Here is a 21,371-nt window from a genome sequence, read left to right on the forward strand (position 1 = left end):
GGATTTGCTTTTTTGTGGAGGAGGGGGATTGCACCCTCCCACATTGACACCTGAGCTGTTAGCGTTGCCGGCATTCGATGCCTACGGAAAACGCTACTGATGCACTTTGGAAGATGGCTACACACCTGCGCGCTGCTGGTCGGCTTGAGCTTGTTACTGGGCGGCTGCGCCAGCGTTTCACACCCCGCCACCCCAGCGGCGCTCGACCAACTGTTGGCCGACCCGGCGTTGCGTGGCGCCACGGTTTCACTGACGGTGCGCGACGTGCGCAGTGGCGACACGCTGTATCAACACAATCCGAGCACGCGGTTGGTACCGGCTTCCAACCTCAAGCTGCTGACCACTGCAGCGGCTATGGACGTGCTGGGGCCGCAGTACCGCTTCGCCACGCAGCTGCTCAGTGACGGCACGCGCCAGGGCGATCGCCTGACAGGCAACCTGTACCTGCGCGGCCTCGGCGACCCGACCCTGCAGCTCGCCGACTACCAGGCCCTGGCGGCGCAACTGGCCAGCCAGGGCATCCGCCAGGTCCAGGGCGACCTGGTGTTCGACGATACCTGGTTCGATGCCGAACGCCTGGGCGTCGATTGGTCTCACGATGATGAAACCACCTACTACGGCGCGCAGATTTCCGCGTTGACGGTGTCGCCCAATGCTGACTTTGACGCAGGCAGCGTATTGGTCACCGCCAAGGCGCCGGTGCGGGCCGGTTTGCCGGTGAGTGTCGACCTCTACCCGCCCAGCGATTACCTGCAATTGAGCAACCGCGCCGTCAGTGGGCCGGGCAACAGCTATGGGATCAACCGCCGGCATGGCACCAACCTGTTGCAGCTCAGCGGCACCGTTGCGCCGGGCAGGCAGAGCGAGCAATTGGTCAGCGTGTGGGAGCCGACGCAGTGGGTGGCCAATCTGTTTGAACAAGCGCTGGCGCAACAGGGCATCAGGGTGCAGGGCCGTCGCATCATGGGCGGTGCAAGTCCGGCCACGGCGACATTGCTGGCCGAGCATCGATCGGCGCCCTTGCAGGAATTGATCACGCCGCTGCTCAAGCTCTCCAACAACACCATGTCCGAAGCCTTGCTCAAAGCCATGGGCCGGCAGACCGCCAATAGCGGCACGGCGGCGGCGGGTGCCGTGGCCGTGGCAGGGTTCCTCAAGCGTCAGGGGTTGGATACGAGCACCTTGAGCCAGGTGGACGGCTCGGGCCTGTCACGGCGTAATTTGCTGTCGTCGCAGACCCTTACCGACCTGCTGCTGGCCGCAAGCAAACAGCCGTGGTTCGATGCCTGGTACAACGCATTGCCAATTGCCGGCAACAGCGATCGCATGACCGGCGGCAGCTTGCGCTATCGGCTGCGCGCCACGGCCGCCGAGAACAACCTGCACGGCAAGACCGGTTCCATGAGCGGGGTGTCGTCCCTGAGCGGTTACCTCACAGATGCCCAAGGACGGCGACTGGTGTTTGCGATGATCAGCAATAACTACCTGAGCGACACCGCCAGCATCCATGCTCTGGAAAACCGCCTGGCCGTGGCCCTCGCGCAGTGGCACGACTGACTCAGGGCTGATAGCCCATGCGCCAACTCACGGCCCGGGTCGCCGCCAGCAAGCGCTGCGCCGCCGGGCCGTCTTCATCGGCATGGAACAGCGAGGTGGGGCCGACCACGGTCATCACCGCCGCCACTTGCCCGACCGCGTTGAACACCGGCGCCGACAACGCATCCACCCCCGGCATCAGCAAACCATGCACAAAGTGCAGGCCACGGTGTCGGATCTGCTCGCAGGTGATGGCGTAGGCCTGGTCATCCGCCAGGGCATGGGCGGTGCCGGCCTGGATTTCGCGCTCACGCAACTCCACGGTTTCCCGTGTCGGCAGATACGCACTGAACACCAGCCCGGTGGACGAACTGAGCAGCGGCAAGACCGAACCCAGTTGTGTCACCACCGTCACCGCGCGCACTGCCGGCTCGATCTGCACCACGGTCGCACCCTGGTTGCCCCACACCGCCAGAAAGCAGGTTTCATTCAGGTCGTCGCGCAGCTCCGCCAGGGGCATCGCGCCGACTTTCAGCACATCCATGCTGCCCAGCGCAGCCAAGCCTACGCGCAAGGCTTCGCGCCCCAGGCCATAGTGGTTGGTGGCGGCGTTCTGTTCAGCAAAGCCCGAGGCGATCAGCGCCTGCAGGTAACGATGGACCTTGCTCGCCGGCATCTGCACATGCTCGGCCAGGCGCGACAGTGAAGTGGCCGGCGACAGTTCGGCCAGGGCCTTGAGGATATCGGTGCCCACTTCGGCCGAGCGGACTTTCTGTTTACCGGTGTCGCGGGGCTTTTCCATGGGGGAGCGAGAATCCGAGAGATGAGTGGGCGTCTTTATAGCTTGACGGTCCATGGTGATCAAATTACGTTAAGCGTAACTGGATTACGATAAAAACAACTGACCCCCAGAGGATGCTCCATGAACCTCGAATACCTGTCGGGCTTCGGCAATGAATTCGCCAGCGAAGCCCTGCCCGGCGCGCTGCCCGTCGGCCAGAACTCGCCGCAGAAAGCGCCCTACGGGCTGTACACCGAACTGTTCTCCGGCACCGCGTTCACCATGGCGCGCAGCGAAGCCCGGCGTACCTGGCTGTACCGCATCCAGCCATCGGCCAATCACCCGGCCTTTAGCAAATTGGAGCGGCAGTTGGCCGGCGGACCTCTGGGCGCGGTGACGCCGAACCGGCTGCGCTGGAACCCGCTGGACATCCCAGGCGAGCCGACTGACTTTATCGACGGGCTCGTAGGCATGGTCGCCAACGCGGCGTCGCAAAGGCCGTCAGGCATCAGCGTCCACACCTACCGCGCCAACCGCTCGATGGAGCGCGTGTTCTTCAATGCCGACGGCGAACTGTTGATCGTGCCCGAACAGGGCCGTTTGCGGATCGCCACGGAACTGGGCGTGCTGGAGGTCGAGCCGCTGGAGATTGTGGTACTGCCACGCGGGCTCAAGTTCCGCGTCGAACTGCTCGATGCCCAGGCGCGCGGTTACGTCGCCGAAAACCATGGCGCACCGCTGCGCCTGCCAGACCTGGGCCCCATCGGCAGCAACGGCCTGGCCAATCCGCGCGACTTCCTCAGCCCGGTCGCCCACTACGAAGACCTCAAGCAGCCGACCACGCTGGTGCAGAAATTCCTCGGCGAACTCTGGGCTTGCGAGCTCGACCATTCGCCGCTGAACGTGGTCGCCTGGCACGGCAATAACGTGCCGTACAAGTACGACCTGCGTCGCTTCAATACCCTCGGCACGGTGAGTTTCGATCACCCGGACCCGTCGATCTTCACCGTATTGACCTCGCCCACCAGCGTGCACGGCCTGGCCAACCTCGACTTCGTGATCTTCCCGCCGCGCTGGATGGTGGCCGAGAACACCTTCCGCCCGCCGTGGTTCCACCGCAACCTGATGAACGAATACATGGGCCTGATCCAGGGCGCCTACGACGCCAAGGCCGAGGGATTCCTGCCCGGCGGCGCGTCGCTGCACAGCTGCATGAGCGCCCATGGCCCGGACGGCGAGACCTGTACCAAGGCGATCAATGCCGAGCTGGCGCCGCACAAGATCGATAACACCATGGCATTCATGTTCGAAACCAGCCAGGTGCTGCGCCCCACCCAGTTCGCCCTGGAATGCCCGCAACTGCAACCCGCTTATGACGCGTGCTGGGCTTCGCTGCCCGCCACCTTCAACCCGAATCGGAGATAACCCATGACTCAACCCACACAGACCCGCAGCTGGGTCGCCTGCGCCAACGGTCACGCGGATTTCCCCCTGCAGAACCTGCCGCTGGGGGTGTTCAGCATCAACGGCTCGGCGCCGCGCAGTGGCGTGGCGATTGGCGACGCGATCCTTGACCTGCACGCCGCCCTGGATGAATTTGACGGTGAAGCGCGGCGTGCGGTCGAGGCGACTGCGGGCGGCCAGTTGAACGCCTTTTTCGAACTCGGCCGCGGCCCACGCGTAGCCTTGCGCGAGCGCCTGCTGGAACTGCTCGCCGAAGACAGCAAGCTGCAAACCCGTGAGGCGCAGGTGTTGCACCGTGCCGCCGATTGCCAGATGCACCTGCCGGCCAAAATCAATGATTACACCGACTTCTACGTCGGCATCGAACACGCGCAGAACGTCGGCAAACTGTTCCGTCCCGACAACCCGCTGTTGCCCAACTACAAGTACGTGCCGATTGGCTATCACGGCCGCGCCTCGACCATTCGTCCCTCGGGTACGGATGTGCGCCGCCCCAAGGGCCAGACACTGCCGGCCGGCCAGGCCGAGCCCACCTTCGGCCCCTGCGCCCGCCTGGACTATGAACTGGAACTGGGCATCTGGATCGGCCAGGGCAACACCATGGGCGACGCGATTGCCATCGGCGATGCGGCCGAACATATCGCCGGTTTCTGCCTGCTCAACGACTGGTCGGCACGCGATATCCAAGCCTGGGAATACCAGCCGCTCGGGCCGTTCCTGTCCAAGAGCTTCATCACCAGCATCTCGCCCTGGGTAGTCACGGCCGAAGCGTTGGAGCCGTTCCGCAAGGCGCAACCGCCGCGGCCCGAAGGCGATCCGCAGCCGTTGCCCTACCTGCTGGACCCTCGCGATCAAAAGGCGGGCGCCTTCGATATCGAGCTGGAAGTGCTGCTGACCACCGCATCGATGCGTGAACAGAACCTGCCGGCCCATCGCCTGACCCTGAGCAACACCCAGCATATGTACTGGACCGTGGCGCAAATGGTTGCGCACCACAGTGTCAATGGGTGCCAGTTGCAAGCCGGTGACCTGTTTGGCTCGGGCACGTTGTCGGGGCCGCAGCCGGGGCAGTTCGGCAGCCTGCTGGAGATCACTGAAGGCGGCAAAAAACCGATTGAGCTGGCCTCCGGCGAGGTGCGTAAATTCCTCGAAGACGGCGATGAAATCATCCTGCGTGCGCGCTGCAACCGCGAAGGTTTTGCCTCCATCGGTTTCGGCGAATGCCGTGGCACCGTGGTCGGCGCACGCTGAGGGGGCGGGGGTGATGGAACTCTATACGTACTATCGTTCGACCGCGTCCTACCGGGTGCGCATCGCCCTGGCACTCAAGGGCCTGAACTTCACGGCGGTGCCGGTCAACCTGCTGGTGCCGGCTGGCGGCGCCAATCACCAGCCCGAGTACCTGGCGATCAATCCACAAGGGCGTGTGCCGGCGCTGCGCAGCGATGAGGGTGGCCTGTTGATTCAGTCCCAGGCAATCGTCGAATACCTGGAGGAACGTTATCCCCAGGTACCGCTGCTCTCCAAAGACCTGGCGGCGCGTGCCCACGAACGCGCCGTGGCGTCGATCATCGCCTGTGATATCCACCCGTTGCACAACTCCAGCACCCAGAACCTGCTGCGCCAGTGGGGCCATGATGAGGCGCAATTGCTTGAGTGGATCGCGCATTGGATCAGCCAGGGCCTCGGTGCGGTGGAGCAGTTGATTGGCGATCACGGGTTCTGCTTTGGCGAGCAGCCGGGCATGGCCGATGCGTTCCTGATTCCGCAGCTGTATGCAGCCGAGCGTTTCAAGGTGCCGTTGGCGGCGTACCCGCGTATCGGGCGGGTGGCCGCACTGGCGGCGCAGCATCCGGCGTTCGTGCAGGCGCACCCGGCCAATCAACCTGACACACCATAATTCCCATAACTTGCACAGAAACAAAATGTGGGAGGGGGCTTGCCCCCGATAGCGGTGTGCCAGCTATGAATATGTCGACTGACACACCGCCATCGGGAGCAAGCCCCCTCCCACAGTTTTTGATCAGCGCCAGCCAATAAAAATAATGAAAGGTACCTTGCGATGCACAATCAGATTGCCAGCTTTCGCGCGGCACTCGACGCCCGTCCGGTGTCGCGCTATCAGTGGTTGATTCTCCTGCTACTGGCATTGCTGCTGGTGACCGATGGCTACGACGCCCAGGTGCTCGGCTATGTCGTGCCGGCATTGGCCAAGGACTGGGGCCTGGAAAAAGCCGCGTTCGGCCCGGTGTTCAGCGCCAACCTGCTCGGCCTCACAGTGGGCTCGCTGCTGGTGACGCCACTGGCGGATCGGTTCGGTGTGCGGCGCATCCTGCTGGGCTGTGTGCTTATCTACGCCAGCCTCACGGTATTGATGGTGTTCGCCAACTCCCTGACCACGCTGATGGCCGCACGCTTTATCTGCGGCATCGGCATGGGCGGCGCGATGCCCAGCGCCATGGCCTTGATGTCGGAATATTCGCCGCCACGCATGCGCACCCTGATGGTGACCCTGGCAGCCTGTGGCTTCTCGTTCGGCGGCGCGGCCGGTGGGTTTGTGGCGGCGGGGTTTATCGACGGTTTCGGTTGGCAGGCGGTGTTCCTGGCGGGCGGTGTTACGCCGCTGCTGTTGTTTCCGTTCCTGGTGTGGCGGTTGCCCGAATCCCTGCCGCGCCTGCTGCGCGATGCGCCGCCCTATGCGCGCTTGCACAAGGTCACGGCGCGCATGTTGCCCGATTGGCGGGCGCCCCTGGCGAGCGAGGCACAGAATCGCCAGGAGCAGGGCAGCCGGTTGACCGTGGTGGAGCTGTTCCGTAACGGCTACGCGCGCCCCACGGTGCTGATCTGGGCGACCTTTTTCGTCAGCCTGATCCTGCTGTATTTCATGATCAGCTGGCTGCCGTCGCTGTTGCTCGAAAGCGGGCTGGCGTTGAACCAGGCCAACCTGGTGACCTCGATGTTCCTGTTCGCCGGTACATTGGGCGCTATCGGCATGGCCTGGTTCGCCGATCGGCTGAAAAGCAAAGTGCGCCTGTTGTCCGCTGTGCTGGCAGCGGCGGCGGTGTGCACGGTGCTGCTGGGCCTGAACCATGACAATTCGCGTTATCTGGTGGCGTGCGTGTTTGCCGCCGGGTTCTGCATCATCGGCGGGCAACTGACCCTCAATGCGTTCGCCAGTAATTTCTACCCGGCGCACGTGCGCGCCACCGGTACGGGCTGGGCATTGGGGGTGGGGCGATTCGGCTCGATCCTGGGGCCGTTGTTCGGCAGCCTGCTGCTGGCGATGCATATTCCGGTGCAGCAGATTTTCTTCTTCTGTGCGATTCCAGCGGTGATTGCTGCGCTTTTGATTATTCAGGTGCGGTCGCCAGGTACGAGCGAAGCCATGAAGCCGTCGCCGGGCGACCTGCTCAAGGCGCCCTAATGCACCACGGAATTGGGCGGCAGGTGCCCCAGCCGCTCGGTCAGGCGCAGGCGCTGGATAGGGTCTTCGCTGAGCATCAGCGCGTGTTCCAAGTCAAAGCGTTCGGCGCTCGGGCAGTCCAGGCGCTGATACAGGCTGGCCCGCGCCAGGTAGTCGGCGGCGCTGGCATTGCCCAGCTCGAGCACACGTTCGGCATCCATCAGGGCGGCCAGTGGTTCGTCGTTGGCCAGGTACAGCTGGCGCAGGTTACGTGACAGCCGCTGCAGGATCGCGCGCGGATCGGCGCTGTGCAGGTGCTCTGCCTGCAGTTTGAGATTGGCTCCGTACTGGCGGTGCAGCAGTTCGCGACAGTCGTTGGGGTACAGCCGCCGACCGCCGCAGGGGTCCAGCAGGTGATCGGCGCCGGGTACCCGCAGCAGGAAGTGGCCGGGGAAATTCACCCCGACCAGGGGAATCTCCAGGCGCCGCGCCAGCTCCAGCGCGATCAGGCCCAGGGCCAGGGGTTGCCCGCGTTTACGTTGCAATACCTTGTCCAGCAACGCGGCGGCGGGGCGCAGCGGGGTGAAGTCATCCTGGGCAAAGCCAAGGTCGTTCATGCAGCGCAGCAGCGGCTGGCCCAGTTCATCGGCCGGCAACGTGGGCATGCCCAGGCTGACCTGTTGTTGCAGCAGGCCGAACGCCTGCAGGATCAGTTGTGGCTGTACGCCAGCATCATGCTCGGCCGCAATCCACAGCGCGGCTTCGAACAGCGCAGGGGGTGAACGGTCCAGGCAGGCGAAAAAGGCTGTGCGGGGATTCATTGCATTCTCCGGCGGATGCCCTCGTTTTAGCCTTGCTGCGAATTTTCGTCCAGCATCTTAAGTAAATATCCCACGCTCTTATGCCGCGGGTCCCACGAAACGGGGACGCTTATTCCAGTGCGATCGAGCAGTTTGCTGTTGTCAGCCTATACTTGGGCCACTACCAGAAGTGATTCGGGAGCACGACGATGTTTGCGCTCATGCACAGCACCCGCCTGGAATCGCTGCACCTGAGCGTCGACCCGGTGAGCGGGCTGAAGGCGATCATCGCCATTCATAACAGCCGCCTGGGCCCGGCTTTGGGCGGCTGTCGCTATCTTGCCTACCCCGATGATGAAAGTGCCATGGCGGATGCCGCGCGCCTGGCTCAAGGCATGAGCTACAAGGCCGCTTTGGCGGGCTTGCCGGTGGGCGGCGGCACGGCGGTGATCCTGCGCCCCGCCCATGTGGAGAGCCGCGCAAGCCTGTTTGAAGCCTTCGGTCGCTGTGTGGAGCAACTGGGCGGGCGCTACATTACCGCCATCGACAGCGGCACCTCGGTCGCCGACATGGATTGCATCGCCCAACACACCCGGTTCGTCACCAGCACCACGGCCGCCGGCGACCCTGCACCGCATGCGGCCATGGGGGTGTTCACCGGCATCCGCGCCACCGCCATGGCCCGCTTGGGCAGCGACAACCTCGAAGGCCTGCGCGTGGCGGTGCAGGGCCTGGGCAATGTCGGTTACGCCCTGGCCGAACAACTGCACGCGGCGGGTGCCGAACTGTTGGTCAGCGACATCGACCATGGCAAGGTGCAACTGGCCATGGAGCAATTGGGTGCCCACCCCATCGCCAACGACGCTTTGCTCAGCACGCCCTGCGATATCCTCGCGCCTTGCGGCCTGGGTGCGGTGTTCAATCGCCAGAGCGTCGGCCAACTGCGCTGCGCCGCCGTGGCCGGCTCCGCCAGCGCGCAGTTGACCAACCTGCAAGTGGCCGACCAACTGGAAGGGCGCGGCATCCTCTACGCCCCGGACTACGTAATCAATTCCGGCGGCCTGATCTACGTCGCGCTCAAACACAGCGGCGCCGAGCTGGCGAGCATCACCGCGCACCTGTCCAACATCGGCAAGCGCCTGACCGAAGTCTACGCCCATGCCCAAGCCGAAAAACGCTCCCCGGCACGGGTCGCAGACGAACTCGCCGAGCGCCTGCTGTACCAATGACCAGGCATTAAAAAGGCCCTGAATCCATGATTCAGGGCCTGTTCAATTCGGGCTTTATTCCGCCGCCGCGTTCAGCAACTCGGACAACGCATCCGGTTGGCTCTTGAACGCCTTGGCAAATACATCGCGGTTCTTCGCCATGTAGATCCCGGCTTCCTCCACCTGCTGCTCGCTCAAGGACGGCACGGCTTTTTGCAACACTTCTGCCAGCAACTCAGCGAGTTCAAGCATTTTGTCATGACGGTCAGCTTCGGCTTTATCCATGAACAAACGCTCCAGATCTCGGCTGCTGCGGTATACCACTTCGACGGCCATTCACCACCTCACATGCCTTCACGATAGTTGTCTTTTGCGACTACTGTATTTATATACAGCGAAAAGCATAAGCCAAACGCGGGGGTTTGGATAGTAGGTTTTTAATGTAGTTGGGAAATGGGGGTTTGCTACAGCGGAAATTTCGCACAGCACGTTGGGGTTGCTGCGCAATCCTACGGTGATTTACTTTTCACGGGCTGTGCATTCGCATGGCCGAGCTTGGCGGCTCGATTTAAGGGAAGGAGAACCTACGTGTTTACTTTTGGAGTCGTACCATGGAAAGAAATACCTCAGTCAATACCGACCATCTGAATCCAGAGCCGCCTGTCACGCTTTTCAGTGTAACCCCTAACAATGACACGGAAACTTTGCTGGCCAACGCCAGTGAAACCTTGAACAGCGCCCGTGAAATGGCCGACACGCTGGCCTTCGACCTTGAAGGTCCTCAACGAAGCTTGGCGTTAGCTATTCACCAACTGTTAGAACTAGGCGGTTTGTTGGTGGACCGGGCGCTGGAACAAGTCGCGCCCGTCTGAGGCCCTCAACACCTTTGCCGAGCGAGTTGGTTGTGGCGAGCGAGCTTGCTCGCGCTGGCTGCGCAGCAGCCCCAATTCAGGCAAAGGTGTACTTCGAGAGAGATCACAGTGACAGGCATTGGGGGCGCTGCGCACCCCATCGGGAGCAAGCTCCCTCGCCACACAAGAGGCGTTCATATGAAAAATGAGTGTTTTGAAAGCCCTCAAAGCAGGGATGACGATTCGGCCTACGACCAATGGTTTCGAGCCAAGGTGCAAAAAGCCTTGGATGACCCATGCTCAGGCATTTCTCATGAAGAAGTCATGAGCGAGATGAACGCACTCATCGAGTCGAAGCTTTCACTCCATCAAGCCGATTAAGTGCCTAATATCAGCCTGCCACCATCTCACTACCCGGCCTCTGGCCTTTTTTCTGCATGCAGAACAACCGTCACGTCCCTCCCGCATTATCCGGTCGAGCCGACCTAAGGAAACATCATCGTGAAAATCAACTGGGCCGAAAAGCTGCGCCAGCAAGTCCATGGGCTGGCCGAGTCGCTGGGCAATCTGTTTGTGGAGTCGTTCCACTACCTGGCGCTGTTCGCCATCGGGGCGGTCACTGCCTGGGCGGCGGTGATGGAGTTTCTCGGGATGCTGGAGAACGGGCATATCAAGATCGATGACATCTTGCTGCTGTTCATCTACCTGGAATTGGGCGCCATGGTCGGGATTTATTTCAAGACCAACCACATGCCGGTGCGCTTCCTGATCTACGTGGCGATCACCGCGCTGACGCGTCTGCTGATCTCCAACGTGTCCCATCACAACCCGCCGGATGTGGGCATTATCTACCTGTGCGGTGGGATTCTGCTGCTGGCCTTCGCGATCCTAGTGGTGCGCTACGCGTCGTCGGCCTTTCCGTCGGTGAAGGTCGAAGGCCCGCGTCGCAAGGGCGAGGCGAGCCTGGAAACCGAGAAGGGCGAGCTTTAAAGCCCGACGCTGAACGGCAGGCTACGGGTGGGCGGGCGCTGCAAGAGCTCGTGATTGTCGCCATCCGTCATTACCGCGAGGATTTCCATGGCGCTGTGACCCTGCTCGATGGCGATGCCGAACTGGATGCTCTGCACCAGGCGCTTGAGCCGTTGCGGGTCGTTGCGTTGTTCGGCGCTGATCATGCGTTTGGCCACTACGCCGCTTTCATCGGAGAGCGTGAGCATGATGCTGCCGTCCAGCCGCTGGATGCTCAGGTTGACGCGGTATTGGGGGCTGAAGGTGTCGGTGATGATCTGAAAAGGGTTGTCCATGGTGCGTTACCGCCTGATAAGAACATGCAGTCATTGACGACCGGTGTCGGGAATAGTTCGTGGTGCCTGACCACCGGCCAAAGTCCGTTTTCCTCAGAGGCTGTACAGCAAGGGCCGTGCCGTACAGCGCTCTGCCAGACGATCAGCAACCCATGTGGGAGGGGGCTTGCCCCCGATAGTGGTCTTCCAGCCGAGCATTTATTGGCTGACACACCGCTATCGGGGGCAAGCCCCCTCCCACATTTGATACAGGTTGTGCCTGGGAACGGTGATCCGTTTCAGGGCAGTACGCAAAAAACGACCGCTGACGGCGCAGTCATCCCGGTCAGCACTCCACCCAGCTGACCGCCAGGCCGCCCCGTGACGTTTCTTTGTATTTGTCATGCATGTCGGCGCCGGTATCGCGCATGGTGCGGATCACCCGGTCGAGGGAAATGAAGTGCTTGCCGTCGCCGCGCAGGGCCATTTGGGTGGCATTGATCGCTTTGACCGCCGCGATGGCGTTGCGCTCGATGCACGGCACCTGCACGAGCCCGCCAACAGGGTCACAGGTCAGGCCGAGGTTGTGTTCCAGGCCGATTTCGGCGGCGTTTTCCAGTTGCTCAGGTGTAGCGCCGAGGATCTCTGCCAGCCCGGCGGCGGCCATGGCGCAGGCCGAGCCGACTTCGCCCTGGCAGCCGACTTCGGCACCGGAGATCGAGGCGTTCTTCTTGCAGAGGATGCCGACGGCGGCGGCAGCCAGAAAGAAATTGACGACGTCGTCATCGCACGCGTCGGCGTTGAACTTCATGTAGTAATGCAGCACCGCCGGGATGATCCCTGCCGCGCCATTGGTCGGTGCGGTGACCATGCGTCCGCCAGCGGCGTTTTCTTCGTTGACGGCGAGGGCGAACAGGTTGACCCACTCCATGGCTGATAAGGTCGAAGTGATCACGTTGGGCTTGCCGATTTCCAACAGGCTGCGGTGCAATTTCGCAGCGCGACGCGGTACATCCAGGCCGCCGGGCAGAATGCCTTCATCGCGCAGGCCTTGTTCCACGCACTCGCGCATCACCGACCAGATATGCAGCAGGCCGCTGCGGATGTCTGCGTCGCTGCGCCACGCCCGTTCGTTGGCCATCATCAACTGCGAAACCCGCAGGCCGTGCTGGTTGCACAAGGCCAGCAGTTCAGCGGCGCTGGAAAAGTCGTAGGGCAATTGCACATCGCTGGTCGGCGCAATGCCCGATGCGGCTTCGGCAGCTTCGATGATGAAACCACCGCCCACCGAATAATAGGTTTGCTCGCTTAGCAGGCCGCCGTCGCCATAGGCGTGCAGGGACATGGCGTTGGGGTGGTAGGGCAGGCTTTCATCCAGCAGCAACAGGTCGGTGTGCCAGTCGAAGGCAATGTTCTGCTGGCCGGCGAGAAGCAGTTGGCCGGACTCGCGCAGTTGCTGGATGCGTGCGTTGATCGAGGTGGGGTCGATGCGATCCGGCCATTCGCCCATCAAGCCCATCACACAGGCGCGGTCGGTGGCGTGGCCGACGCCGGTAGCTGACAGCGAACCGTATAAACGCACTTCGACGCGGCGGGTTTCACTGAGCAACCCTTGGTCGGTCAATGCCTGGGCAAAGGTCGCCGCAGCGCGCATCGGGCCGACGGTATGGGAGCTGGACGGGCCAATGCCCACCTTGAATAGATCGAAAACACTGATAGCCATGCTAAAGCCTTACAAGCAATGGAGTAGAAATCGCTGCCATGTTTTGTAGAACAGGCGGAATTGACGCGATACTGAGCCTCTGGATCGGCACTGACCAACGAATTATCCTAAGACACTCTTTAGCAGGACTAAACGCTATGATCCGTCCCCTTCATGGCCAGACGTATGTCTGGCTGCATGTGTTTTCATGCGCTGCACGGCATTTGTCGTTCACCCGCTGCGCCGAAGAACTGCACATCACGCCGGGGGCGGTGAGCCAGCAGATTCGCCAGTTGGAGGAGCGCCTGGGCTTTCGACTGTTTCACAGGCGCGCCAGGGGCGTGGAGCTCAGCGCCGAAGGGCAGCGGCTGGCGACGGTGGTGGGGGAGGCCTATGGCAGCATTGACGCCGAATTACAGCGTCTGGACGCTGGGATGATCAGCGGCACCTTGCGCCTGCGTTCGATCCCGTCGTTTCTTGGCAAGTGGCTGACCCCGCGTCTGCCACGCTTGCAGCAGCGCTTTCCAGACATTCAACTGCGCCTGGTCGCCGAAGACAGCAGCATCGCCCTGCACGAGGGCGACTTCGACCTGGCCATCGACCTGAACGACGGTAGCTACCCAGGCCTTTTATCCACAGCGCTGCTGGACGAACAGATCTTTCCGGTCTGCGCCCCCAGCCTGCTACGCGGGCGCCCGCCGCTGCATGGGCCGGCGGACCTGGTGCATTTCCCGCTGTTGCACGACATCACCGCCTGGCGTGGGAGTTATGAGTATGCCGAGTGGGAGTTTTACCTGAATGCCATTGGTTACCAGGACGCCGATGTACGCCGCGGGCACACCTTCAACCGCAACCACCTGACCATCGAAGCCGCCATCGCCGGTATGGGCGTCGCGATTGCGCGACGCACATTGCTCAATGATGAACTGGAACGCGGCAGCCTGATCGTGCCGTTCGGCCTGGCCGTGCCCAACCACAAACGCTACGTGCTGCTGTACGCGCCAGGCGCCTTGAACCATCCGGGCGTGCGCGCGGTGCATGATTGGCTGGTGGAGGAGGCGGGGATTTTCCGGGCACTGCACCCAATGGGAGCGGGGCAATTGTGAGGATATTCAGGGGTAAGAAGATGTAACTAACTCCCCACCCTAACAGCGTTTTTGCTTGTCGTCAGGGTTAATTTGTAATGTAGGATTTATCTTTGCAAAGGGGTTGAATTGTTTCAGCGAGTGCTCAATTGTGTAATCAGGAGGTCATGGTTTCACCACCCCGGTGTTGCAGTTTGTGATCTCTGGCGAGCTAGCTGAAATAAGGGAAGAACTATGCAAATCCAAGTCAATAGCGATAACCATATTGAAAGCAGCATCCGACTGGAGGAGTGGGTACGTACTACCATTGAGAGCACGCTCGAACGTTATGAAGAAGACCTGACCCGTGTCGAGGTCTACCTGCGGGATGAGAACGGCGACAAGCCCGGTCCCCACGATTTAAGCTGCCGCCTGGAGGCCCGGCCAAAAGGGCACCAACCGCTTTCGGTGCTGCACAAGGCCGATACGCTGGAACAAGCGATCGATGGCGCGGCCACCAAGCTCGACCACGCGCTGGAGCATCTGTTCGGCAAACTGCAAGGCAAGCCCCGCGCTGCCGGTAAAAACCAGCCGACCACCAAAGTCAATGAAGATGAGCTTGAACAGGAGTTTCTGGAAAAAGAACGGGCCGTGTTCAACGGCTGATGGTTTTTTTCACTCCCCATTGAAAACGGGCCTGCGCATGCAGGCCCGTTTTTCGTTTAACGGCGCTGTTTGAAGAAATACCCGCTAAGCATCGCCAGCCCGCAAGCACCCAACCCTGCAAAGAGCATGGCCCAGCCGGCGCCGTTGCGCAGCGCCGCCCGGGTCTCGTCGAACACCAACCCCGGCGCGTCCAGCTTGCCCGCCGCGATGTGCTGGCTGAGGGCCGGCCAATCTATTGCCGTGCTTGGCGGCATGACCTCGGCCAGGTAATGACCAATCCCCAGCAACAGCACCAAGCCCATCAACGCGATGTTGAGCGCCAGGGTGATCAGCCGTGCGCTGAAGTCGATACCCGAGGCCATGCCCGCGCGATCAGCCGAGACGGCGCCTGTGGTGGTGTTGGTGGTGGGCGAGTTGGTCAGCGCCAGGCCGATGCCGGCGATCACGCAACTGAGCAGCACCAGCAGCGTGCTTGGCTGCGCGACGCCATTGGCGGCGGCCATTGCCAGAAATCCCGCACCCATAGTCGCCAGGCCCACGGGGATGATGCGTTCGGCACCGTAGCGCAGGGCCAGGCGCTCGGCCAGCGGCGGCACCAGCAAGGTGGGCAAGGTGTAGGCGAGCAGGGCGCCGCCAGTGGTCAGGGTGTCGTAGCCCAGGCCCGCCTGGAAATACAGCGGCAGGTAGATCATGAACGGCCAGAAGCTGAAGTTCATGCCGATCGAGCCCATCAGTGCACCGGTGAAGCGCTGGATGCGCAACACCGAAAAATCGAACATCGGATGGGCGCTGCGCTTTTCAACCACGATGAACAGCAGCAACGCCACCAGCGCCAAACCCGCCCAGCCGAGCATGCCCGGTGTGGCGAAGCCGTGCTCGGTGCCCTGGGTGATGAAATACACCAGGGCGAACACCGCCAGCGTCAAGGTCAGCATGCCGGCGATATCGAGGCGATGGCTGGCCGGGTCGCGGGATTCCTGCACGCTGATGCGCAACAGCACCAAGGTGAGCAGGGTGAGCGGCACATGCGCGAGAAATACCCAGCGCCAGTCCGCGACTGCCAGGATTAGCGCACCGACCATCGGCCCGAACCCCAGGCCCACTCCGGCAATCACGCCCCAGATCGCAAATGCCCGGGCGCGTGCCGCCGGTTCCCGAAACAAGTGCGACAGTATCGCGAACTGGCAGATCATCATCGCGCCGGCGCCGATGCCCTGGACGAAACGCGCCACGATCAGCGTCGATGCGTCGTTGGCCAAGCCGCAGGCCAGCGAGGCCAGACCGAAGACCCACAGGCACAGCACCAGCATGCGTCGACGGCCAAAGCGATCGGCCAGGGTGCCCGCCGCCATCAGCACGCTGGTGCAGGCCAGGGTGTAGGCATTCATGATCCATTGGGCATCTTGAAACCCCGTGCCCAGTTCGCGTTCCAGGGTGGGCAGGATGACCGGCACGCTGGAGATTTCCAGGCCGAACATCAGGGCCACAAGGCACACGGCGGTGAGCGCCAGGCCGTTTCTGGCGACATGCGGTGGGCTGAGGGCCGATAGCGTGGCGACGGGTGGCATGGGATGTTCCTTTCGAGAGTGGGAGGGATTATTCTCTCGGGAATTTGATTCTTCATTTGCGATGATTTTTCCAAGGATAAGGGAATGCAGGGCGACAAATTAGTATGACCACCCCACGTTTCGATGGCGTCGAACTGTTCGTGCAGATCGTCGAGAGCGGCAGCCTGAGCGCAGCCGCCGAGCGCCTGAATCTCACCCGTTCGGCAGTGGGCAAGGGCCTGGCGCGGTTGGAAGCGCGGCTGGGCACTTGCCTGTTGCAACGCTCTACGCGCCGCCAGCGTCTGACCGAGGATGGGCAGGCGTACTACGAGCACTGTCTGCGCGCGCTGGCAGAGCTGGAGGCGGCCGAGTCGGTGCTGGAAAGCGGCCGTCACCAGCCACGCGGGCGCTTGCGGGCGAGTTTGCCGCTGGCGTTTGGTCACCACTATGCCGCGCCTGCGTTGTGGGGCTTGATGGACCGCTATCCACAATTGGAGATCGAGATCAGTTTCTCCGACCGCATGACCGATCTGGTGCAGGAAGGCTTCGATATCGCCGTGCGCATCGGCCCGCTGCCGGATACCGACCGCTTGAGTGCGCGGCGCCTGGGCGAGCAGGTCATGGGCTTGGCGGCGTCGCCCGTGTATTTGCAGCGCAGGGGGCCCATCGCCTTTATCGAAGACTTGTCGGCTCATCGTGGTATTGCTTACCGCAGCAACAGCGCCCATCGCTCGCGGTTGGTCACGCCCTTGGTGCTGGACGACCTCCAGGCCGTGGCCGATGCGGCCATCGCGGGTGTGGGGCTGGCCTGGCTGCCGAGTTGGTTGATCGCCCACTATGCGCTGCGCGGGCAACTGGCGGCGGTGCTGGCCGATTTCCGCGAACAGCCAGCCCCCATCCACGTGATCTGGCCGACGGCGCCGCACATGCCGGCCAAGACCCGATGCGCCATTGATGCGCTGATCGCGGCCACCCCCAGTTGCCTGGCGGGGAGTTAAAAGACCTCATCGGATCTCTAAGCGGTACTCGGTCCAAATGTGGGAGGGGGCTTGCTCCCGATAGCGGTGGGTCAGTTAAAAATATACTGACTGACACTCCGCCATCGGGAGCAAGCCCCCTCCCACATTTGGATTTGTTGTGATCTACAAAGGCAGGCAGTCAGAACGCGATAGACGTTTGCACGTACACCGTGCGCGGCTCACCTACGTACTTGCCCTTGTTGTTATCGTCGAACGAGCGCGTGTAGTACTGCTTGTTGAAGATATTCTTCACGCCGACCGCCACGTTCAAGTCCGACAGCTGTGGGCCGAAGTCATACGCTGCGCGGCTGCTGAACAGCATGTAGCCGGGGATGCGTCCATTTGCGCCGTCGGCGCTTTCGGCCTGGGTGTTGGCGTTGTCGGCGAATTGGCTGCTCTGGTAGCTGCTGTCCAGGTTGAGCTTCCAAGGGCCTTCGGTGTAACCCACGCCGAGGGTGCCTTTGTGCCTGGACGAGAAGGGCACGCGGTTGCCTTTGTTCGGGCCGTCTTCGCGGATGGTCGCGTCGACATACGCATAGGTGGCGTACACATCGAAGCCGGCCAGTGCCGGGTTCAAGCCGTCGAGGGCATAGTTGATGCTCGACTCGATGCCCTGGTGCCGCGTTTCACCGCGTGCGATCACGGTGTCATTGGTTTGGTTGCTGTCGTACTGGTTGTCGAAATTGATCAGGAACGCACCGATTTCCGCGCGCAGGCTGCCGTTGTCATAGCGCGTACCGAGCTCCCAGGTGCGGGCTTTTTCCGGTTTCACTTCACCGCTGCTCACGCGGTTGGGCATCTGGCTGTACTGCACGCTGCCGAACGAGCCTTCAGTGTTGGCGTAGAGGTTCCAGTCGTCGGTGAGGTGGTAGAGCACGTTCAACGCCGGCAGCGCAGTGTTGTAGTCGCCTTTGTAGTTGACGTTGCTCAGTTTGTTGGTCTGCTGGGACTTGATCATCTCGTAGCGAATGCCCGGCGTGAGGGTCCACTTGCCGATATCGATGCGGTCGTCGATGAAGAACGCATTGGCCTCGGTGCCGCCGCGCGTGTCGCGGTCGTTGCGGCTGTCGGTGGTCGGGATTTGCTGGTTGGCCGCAATCGGCGTGCGGTAGCGCAGCTCGTGGCCGGCTTCATTGATGTAGCGGTAGCCGACGCCGACCTCGTGTGTGGTGGGGCCGAGGTCGAAGCCTTGGGCGAAGCGGGTTTCCAGGCCGCGTACCCAGTACTCGCGCGGTGACAGCGAGAGGAAGTTGCCCTGGTCGAGGTAACCGCTGCGCAGCGTCTTGGTGAAGAAGCTGTTGACCGTGAACTCACGGCGGTCCTGCTCGTAGCGGTAGCCTAAGTTGACCATCGTACGGCGGCCCCAGAACTTATCGTAGGGGCGGGTCGACTGGTACGGGTCAGCCTTGTAGTCCTTGACGTTCAAGCCGCCGGGCATATCGGCCTGGCCTTCGTAGTACTGCGCCATGGCGTTGAAGCTGTTGGCGTCGTCCAGTTGGTATTTGCCCTTGAGGATCAGGTCGTCAATGCGCGTGTCGCTGTTTTCGCGCCAGTCGCCGCCACGGGTGCCGGAATACAGGAGCGCGCCGCCCAGGCCATTGTCGGCGGTGCCACCGGCCAGCAGGTTGCCGGTGGTCTTGAAGCCGTCGTGGCTGGAGGACGGGCTGGTTTCGGTTTGCAGGCCGCCTTTGACGGTGGGCGCATCCGGGATCGCGCGGGTCACGAAGTTGACGATGCCGCCGACGTTTTGCGGGCCGTAGCGCACCGCGCCGCCGCCGCGTACCACGTCGACCGCGTCCATGTTGCCCATGCTGATCGGTGCGAATGACAGTTGCGGCTGGCCATACGGTGCGAAGGGCACGGGAATGCCGTCCATCAATACCGTGGAGCGCGACGCCAGGCGTGGGTTGAGCCCGCGAATACCGAAGTTCAGCGCCATGTCGTGGCTGCCGGTGCCATTGTTGTCCGGGGCGTTGACGCCGGGGATGCGGTTGAGCACGTCGCGGGCCTGGGTCGCGCCCTGGCGTTCGAAGGCTTCGCGGCGGATCACATCGCGCGCGCCGGGGTGTTCGAACACGTTGGTCTGCGCCGCATCGCCGAGCCAGTCGCCGACCACGTTGGATGTCTGCAGTTCGAGGGTAACCGGGGCGCTGGCCGGTTGCAGGCTGTAGGCGTTGTCGCCCTCGGCACGGGCTTGCAGGCCACTGCCTTCCAACAGTTTATTCAGGCCTTCGGCGGTGCTGTAGGTGCCCGACAAGCCCGGGCTTTGCAGGCCGGCGGTGACCTCGGAGCCGAAAGACACCAGCACGCCGGCTTCGCGGCCGAACTGGTTCAGGGCCGCTTCCAGGCTGGTCGGTGCGATGTGATAGGCCTTGGCTTCGGCCGCCATCACTGGGGGCAGCGCGGTCAGGCTGAGGCTGGCGCCGAGTAGGAGTTGGCGCAGGGTACGGGCAAGAAGCGTCGGTTGCAGGGGCATGAAGGGCGGTCCTGAGAAGGAAGGATCAAGGTGGCTTTCCTTCTCTGTCACGCGAGGACGGGAAAACGGCTCACTGTTTTTCTGAATAATTTCAGGCGCGGGCCTGAACCGTCACCCAGTAGCGGGTAAAGCGTCGCACGGTGACCGGCAGGCTGACTTCCAGCAGGTCGAGGATGCGTTCGCTGTCATCCAGTGGATAGCTGCCCGACAGCAACAGGTTTGCCACCTGCGGGTCGCAATTGAGCTGGCCGCGACGGTAGCGCCCGAGTTCGCCGAGGAAATCCTCCAGGCGCATATGCGCAGCCACCAGCATGCCGTCTGCCCAGGCACCGCTGTTGGCGTCAGTGGGGCGAGGGCTGTCCCAGCCTTTGCGGGTGTAATTGACCTGATGCGCGGCCTCGACGGTCAGCGGCAGGCCGCTGTAGTGGTTGGGCATCACGTCGACCTGGCCGTCGAGCACCGCCAGTTGAGTATGGTCGCTGAACTGCCGCACGTTCAGTCGCGCCGCCTGGCTGCTGAGCAGACCCTGGCTGGTGAGTACGCGCAGCGGCGTGGCACCGGCGCGGGCGGTCAGCAGGATTTCACCTTCGAGCAGGCGGATCAGTCGCTGCTGGCTATCGACATGCACATCCACCGCGCTGCCGGTGTTGAGCTGCAACTGGCTGCCGTCGGCCAACTGCACGGTGCGGCGCTGGCCGACGGGGCTGCGGAAGTCGGCGGTCAGCGGCGGCAGAATACGCTGCTGGCGCAGGCTCCAGGCTGCCGCCGAACCGGCGCCGAGGAGCAACAGCAGCTTCAGCGCCTGGCGCCGGCTGTTGGACGCCGGTGCATTCAACGCCGCGTGCGCCAGGGGCGAAGGCACGCCGCGCAGGCGCTGGTTGACGCGTTGGATGTGGTCCCACGCGCGCTGGTGCTCGCTGTGCGCATCCAGCCATTGCTGCCAGGCGGCCTGTTGGCGCGGGTCGAGCGTGCCTTGCTGCATTTTCAGCAACCAGTGCACGGCTTGTTCGGCGACGGGGGGCGAGATATTCATAGGGCGAAGTAGCAGCGCAGGGCGGCTTTATGCAGATGGCGTTTGACCGTGGCAATGGAGATGCCCAGCTGGGCACCGATTTGCGCATAGGTAAGGCCATCGAGCTGGGCCAGCAGGAAGGCGCGTTTGACCTGGATCGGCAAGCCGTCGAGCAATTGGTCCAGCTCCACCAGGGTTTGCAGGATGATGGCGCGGTCTTCCTCAGACGGCGTTACCTGCTCCGGCAATTGTGCCAGGGCATCGAGGTAGGCGCGTTCCAAGTCCTGGCGACGGTAAAAGTTGAACAGCACGCGCTTGGCGACCGTGGTGAGAAAGGCGCGGGGTTCGTTCAGCGTTGGCGCTTCCCGTGCGCTGAGTACACGGATGAAGGTGTCCTGGGCCAGGTCGGCGGCGCTTTCCGGGCAGCCGAGCTTGCGTCGCAACCAGCCGGTAAGCCAGTGATGATGGTCGTTATACAGAACTTCGACGGTGTTGGACGGTGGCAACGGGATCACTCCATCAGCATCGGCATGCTTTAGAGAACAAGAATTGTTCGCAT

The 21,371-nt window shown here is 62.5% G+C and carries 20 protein-coding genes and 1 pseudogene; 12 read left to right on the forward strand and 9 right to left on the reverse strand.

Going from position 1 to position 21,371, the window contains the following annotated elements; genetic code table 11:
* Positions 1–99: 99 nt before the first annotated feature.
* Positions 100–1,557, forward strand: a complete 1,458-nt coding sequence (dacB, locus tag C4J85_RS04955; protein ID WP_124409108.1) for a D-alanyl-D-alanine carboxypeptidase/D-alanyl-D-alanine-endopeptidase — start codon at positions 100–102, stop codon at positions 1,555–1,557.
* 1 nt (position 1,558) lies between these two features.
* On the opposite strand, the gene C4J85_RS04960 is transcribed toward dacB, so the two are convergent.
* Positions 1,559–2,338 carry an IclR family transcriptional regulator gene (locus tag C4J85_RS04960; protein WP_124403164.1) on the reverse strand — a complete coding sequence of 260 codons (780 nt, stop codon included), beginning with the start codon at positions 2,336–2,338 and terminating at the stop codon, positions 1,559–1,561.
* 120 nt (positions 2,339–2,458) lie between these two features.
* Between C4J85_RS04960 and hmgA the strand changes: the two genes are divergently transcribed.
* From hmgA to C4J85_RS04980, 4 genes are all read left to right on the forward strand, one after another.
* Complete coding sequence (gene hmgA, locus C4J85_RS04965; RefSeq protein WP_124409109.1) at positions 2,459–3,742, forward strand: homogentisate 1,2-dioxygenase; 1,284 nt, start codon at positions 2,459–2,461, stop codon at positions 3,740–3,742.
* A gap of 3 nt (positions 3,743–3,745) precedes the next feature.
* Entirely contained in the window at positions 3,746–5,032 is a 1,287-nt protein-coding gene (gene fahA / locus C4J85_RS04970; protein WP_124409110.1) for a fumarylacetoacetase, read from the forward strand.
* A gap of 13 nt (positions 5,033–5,045) precedes the next feature.
* Positions 5,046–5,681, forward strand: coding sequence for a maleylacetoacetate isomerase (gene maiA / locus C4J85_RS04975; RefSeq protein ID WP_124409111.1), 636 nt, complete (start codon positions 5,046–5,048; stop codon positions 5,679–5,681).
* 162 nt (positions 5,682–5,843) lie between these two features.
* Positions 5,844–7,205, forward strand: a complete 1,362-nt coding sequence (locus tag C4J85_RS04980; protein ID WP_124409112.1) for an aromatic acid/H+ symport family MFS transporter — start codon at positions 5,844–5,846, stop codon at positions 7,203–7,205.
* Here the strand turns inward: C4J85_RS04980 and C4J85_RS04985 are convergent.
* Positions 7,202–8,005 (reverse strand): SirB1 family protein, encoded by an 804-nt coding sequence (locus tag C4J85_RS04985; RefSeq protein ID WP_124365929.1) that lies wholly within the window; start codon positions 8,003–8,005, stop codon positions 7,202–7,204. The genes C4J85_RS04980 and C4J85_RS04985 overlap by 4 nt on opposite strands.
* Positions 8,006–8,193: 188 nt before the next feature.
* Between C4J85_RS04985 and C4J85_RS04990 the strand changes: the two genes are divergently transcribed.
* Entirely contained in the window at positions 8,194–9,213 is a 1,020-nt protein-coding gene (locus C4J85_RS04990; protein WP_124403169.1) for a Glu/Leu/Phe/Val dehydrogenase dimerization domain-containing protein, read from the forward strand.
* A 54-nt stretch (positions 9,214–9,267) separates the two neighbouring features.
* Here C4J85_RS04990 and C4J85_RS04995 read toward each other — a convergent pair whose 3' ends face one another.
* Complete coding sequence (locus tag C4J85_RS04995) at positions 9,268–9,528, reverse strand: YebG family protein (protein ID WP_003171979.1); 261 nt, start codon at positions 9,526–9,528, stop codon at positions 9,268–9,270.
* Positions 9,529–9,848: 320 nt separating this feature from the next.
* Here C4J85_RS04995 and C4J85_RS05000 point away from each other — a divergent pair.
* The 3 genes and pseudogenes from C4J85_RS05000 to C4J85_RS05010 all read left to right on the forward strand — a co-directional run.
* Positions 9,849–10,064: pseudogene (locus C4J85_RS05000) on the forward strand (DUF6124 family protein); the annotation flags it as partial.
* Positions 10,065–10,241: 177 nt separating this feature from the next.
* Positions 10,242–10,424 (forward strand): antitoxin, encoded by a 183-nt coding sequence (locus tag C4J85_RS05005; RefSeq protein WP_124409114.1) that lies wholly within the window; start codon positions 10,242–10,244, stop codon positions 10,422–10,424.
* A 120-nt stretch (positions 10,425–10,544) separates the two neighbouring features.
* Complete coding sequence (locus C4J85_RS05010) at positions 10,545–11,033, forward strand: phosphate-starvation-inducible protein PsiE (protein ID WP_057724703.1); 489 nt, start codon at positions 10,545–10,547, stop codon at positions 11,031–11,033.
* Here C4J85_RS05010 and C4J85_RS05015 read toward each other — a convergent pair.
* Both C4J85_RS05015 and C4J85_RS05020 read right to left on the reverse strand, forming a co-directional pair.
* A complete protein-coding gene (locus C4J85_RS05015; protein ID WP_124409115.1) occupies positions 11,030–11,347 on the reverse strand; it encodes a DUF3509 domain-containing protein in 318 nt (105 codons plus the stop codon). The genes C4J85_RS05010 and C4J85_RS05015 overlap by 4 nt on opposite strands.
* A 325-nt stretch (positions 11,348–11,672) precedes the next feature.
* On the reverse strand, positions 11,673–13,049 hold the full coding sequence (locus tag C4J85_RS05020; protein WP_124409116.1) for an L-serine ammonia-lyase: 1,377 nt from the start codon (positions 13,047–13,049) through the stop codon (positions 11,673–11,675).
* A 137-nt stretch (positions 13,050–13,186) separates the two neighbouring features.
* Here C4J85_RS05020 and C4J85_RS05025 point away from each other — a divergent pair, with 137 nt between their 5' ends.
* Positions 13,187–14,134, forward strand: coding sequence for a LysR substrate-binding domain-containing protein (locus tag C4J85_RS05025; protein ID WP_124409117.1), 948 nt, complete (start codon positions 13,187–13,189; stop codon positions 14,132–14,134).
* A gap of 213 nt (positions 14,135–14,347) precedes the next feature.
* Positions 14,348–14,758: an HPF/RaiA family ribosome-associated protein gene (locus C4J85_RS05030; protein WP_016978251.1), complete on the forward strand. Its 411-nt coding sequence runs from the start codon at positions 14,348–14,350 to the stop codon at positions 14,756–14,758.
* A 56-nt stretch (positions 14,759–14,814) separates the two neighbouring features.
* Here the strand turns inward: C4J85_RS05030 and C4J85_RS05035 are convergent, their stop codons facing one another.
* Positions 14,815–16,326, reverse strand: a complete 1,512-nt coding sequence (locus C4J85_RS05035) for an MFS transporter (RefSeq protein WP_124409118.1) — start codon at positions 16,324–16,326, stop codon at positions 14,815–14,817.
* A 104-nt stretch (positions 16,327–16,430) separates the two neighbouring features.
* On the opposite strand from C4J85_RS05035, the gene C4J85_RS05040 reads away from it, so the two are divergent.
* Positions 16,431–17,303, forward strand: coding sequence for a LysR family transcriptional regulator (locus C4J85_RS05040; protein WP_124409119.1), 873 nt, complete (start codon positions 16,431–16,433; stop codon positions 17,301–17,303).
* Positions 17,304–17,463: 160 nt separating this feature from the next.
* Here the strand turns inward: C4J85_RS05040 and fecA are convergent, their stop codons facing one another.
* The 3 genes from fecA to C4J85_RS05055 form a co-directional block, all read right to left on the reverse strand.
* Entirely contained in the window at positions 17,464–19,800 is a 2,337-nt protein-coding gene (fecA, locus tag C4J85_RS05045; RefSeq protein ID WP_124409120.1) for a TonB-dependent Fe(3+) dicitrate receptor FecA, read from the reverse strand.
* Between the two features lie 91 nt (positions 19,801–19,891).
* Complete coding sequence (locus tag C4J85_RS05050; RefSeq protein WP_124365937.1) at positions 19,892–20,833, reverse strand: FecR domain-containing protein; 942 nt, start codon at positions 20,831–20,833, stop codon at positions 19,892–19,894.
* Positions 20,830–21,318 carry a sigma-70 family RNA polymerase sigma factor gene (locus C4J85_RS05055; protein WP_124365938.1) on the reverse strand — a complete coding sequence of 163 codons (489 nt, stop codon included), beginning with the start codon at positions 21,316–21,318 and terminating at the stop codon, positions 20,830–20,832. The genes C4J85_RS05050 and C4J85_RS05055 overlap by 4 nt, the downstream gene beginning before the upstream one ends.
* Positions 21,319–21,371: the final 53 nt, after the last annotated feature.

This window comes from Pseudomonas sp. R4-34-07 (genome assembly GCF_003852375.1).
Lineage (GTDB): Bacteria > Pseudomonadota > Gammaproteobacteria > Pseudomonadales > Pseudomonadaceae > Aquipseudomonas.

Coding starts and splice junctions, on each gene's coding strand:
- C4J85_RS04985 (WP_124365929.1), bottom strand. CDS start 8,005: ATGAATCCCCGCACAGCCTTTTTCGCCTGCCTGGACCGTTCACCCCCT.
- C4J85_RS05025 (WP_124409117.1), top strand. CDS start 13,187: ATGATCCGTCCCCTTCATGGCCAGACGTATGTCTGGCTGCATGTGTTT.
- C4J85_RS05015 (WP_124409115.1), bottom strand. CDS start 11,347: ATGGACAACCCTTTTCAGATCATCACCGACACCTTCAGCCCCCAATAC.
- C4J85_RS05035 (WP_124409118.1), bottom strand. CDS start 16,326: ATGCCACCCGTCGCCACGCTATCGGCCCTCAGCCCACCGCATGTCGCC.
- C4J85_RS05040 (WP_124409119.1), top strand. CDS start 16,431: ATGACCACCCCACGTTTCGATGGCGTCGAACTGTTCGTGCAGATCGTC.
- C4J85_RS05020 (WP_124409116.1), bottom strand. CDS start 13,049: ATGGCTATCAGTGTTTTCGATCTATTCAAGGTGGGCATTGGCCCGTCC.
- maiA (WP_124409111.1), top strand. CDS start 5,046: ATGGAACTCTATACGTACTATCGTTCGACCGCGTCCTACCGGGTGCGC.
- C4J85_RS04990 (WP_124403169.1), top strand. CDS start 8,194: ATGTTTGCGCTCATGCACAGCACCCGCCTGGAATCGCTGCACCTGAGC.
- C4J85_RS04980 (WP_124409112.1), top strand. CDS start 5,844: ATGCACAATCAGATTGCCAGCTTTCGCGCGGCACTCGACGCCCGTCCG.
- C4J85_RS04995 (WP_003171979.1), bottom strand. CDS start 9,528: ATGGCCGTCGAAGTGGTATACCGCAGCAGCCGAGATCTGGAGCGTTTG.
- C4J85_RS05005 (WP_124409114.1), top strand. CDS start 10,242: ATGAAAAATGAGTGTTTTGAAAGCCCTCAAAGCAGGGATGACGATTCG.
- C4J85_RS05030 (WP_016978251.1), top strand. CDS start 14,348: ATGCAAATCCAAGTCAATAGCGATAACCATATTGAAAGCAGCATCCGA.
- fecA (WP_124409120.1), bottom strand. CDS start 19,800: ATGCCCCTGCAACCGACGCTTCTTGCCCGTACCCTGCGCCAACTCCTA.
- C4J85_RS05050 (WP_124365937.1), bottom strand. CDS start 20,833: ATGAATATCTCGCCCCCCGTCGCCGAACAAGCCGTGCACTGGTTGCTG.
- dacB (WP_124409108.1), top strand. CDS start 100: ATGCACTTTGGAAGATGGCTACACACCTGCGCGCTGCTGGTCGGCTTG.
- hmgA (WP_124409109.1), top strand. CDS start 2,459: ATGAACCTCGAATACCTGTCGGGCTTCGGCAATGAATTCGCCAGCGAA.
- C4J85_RS04960 (WP_124403164.1), bottom strand. CDS start 2,338: ATGGAAAAGCCCCGCGACACCGGTAAACAGAAAGTCCGCTCGGCCGAA.
- fahA (WP_124409110.1), top strand. CDS start 3,746: ATGACTCAACCCACACAGACCCGCAGCTGGGTCGCCTGCGCCAACGGT.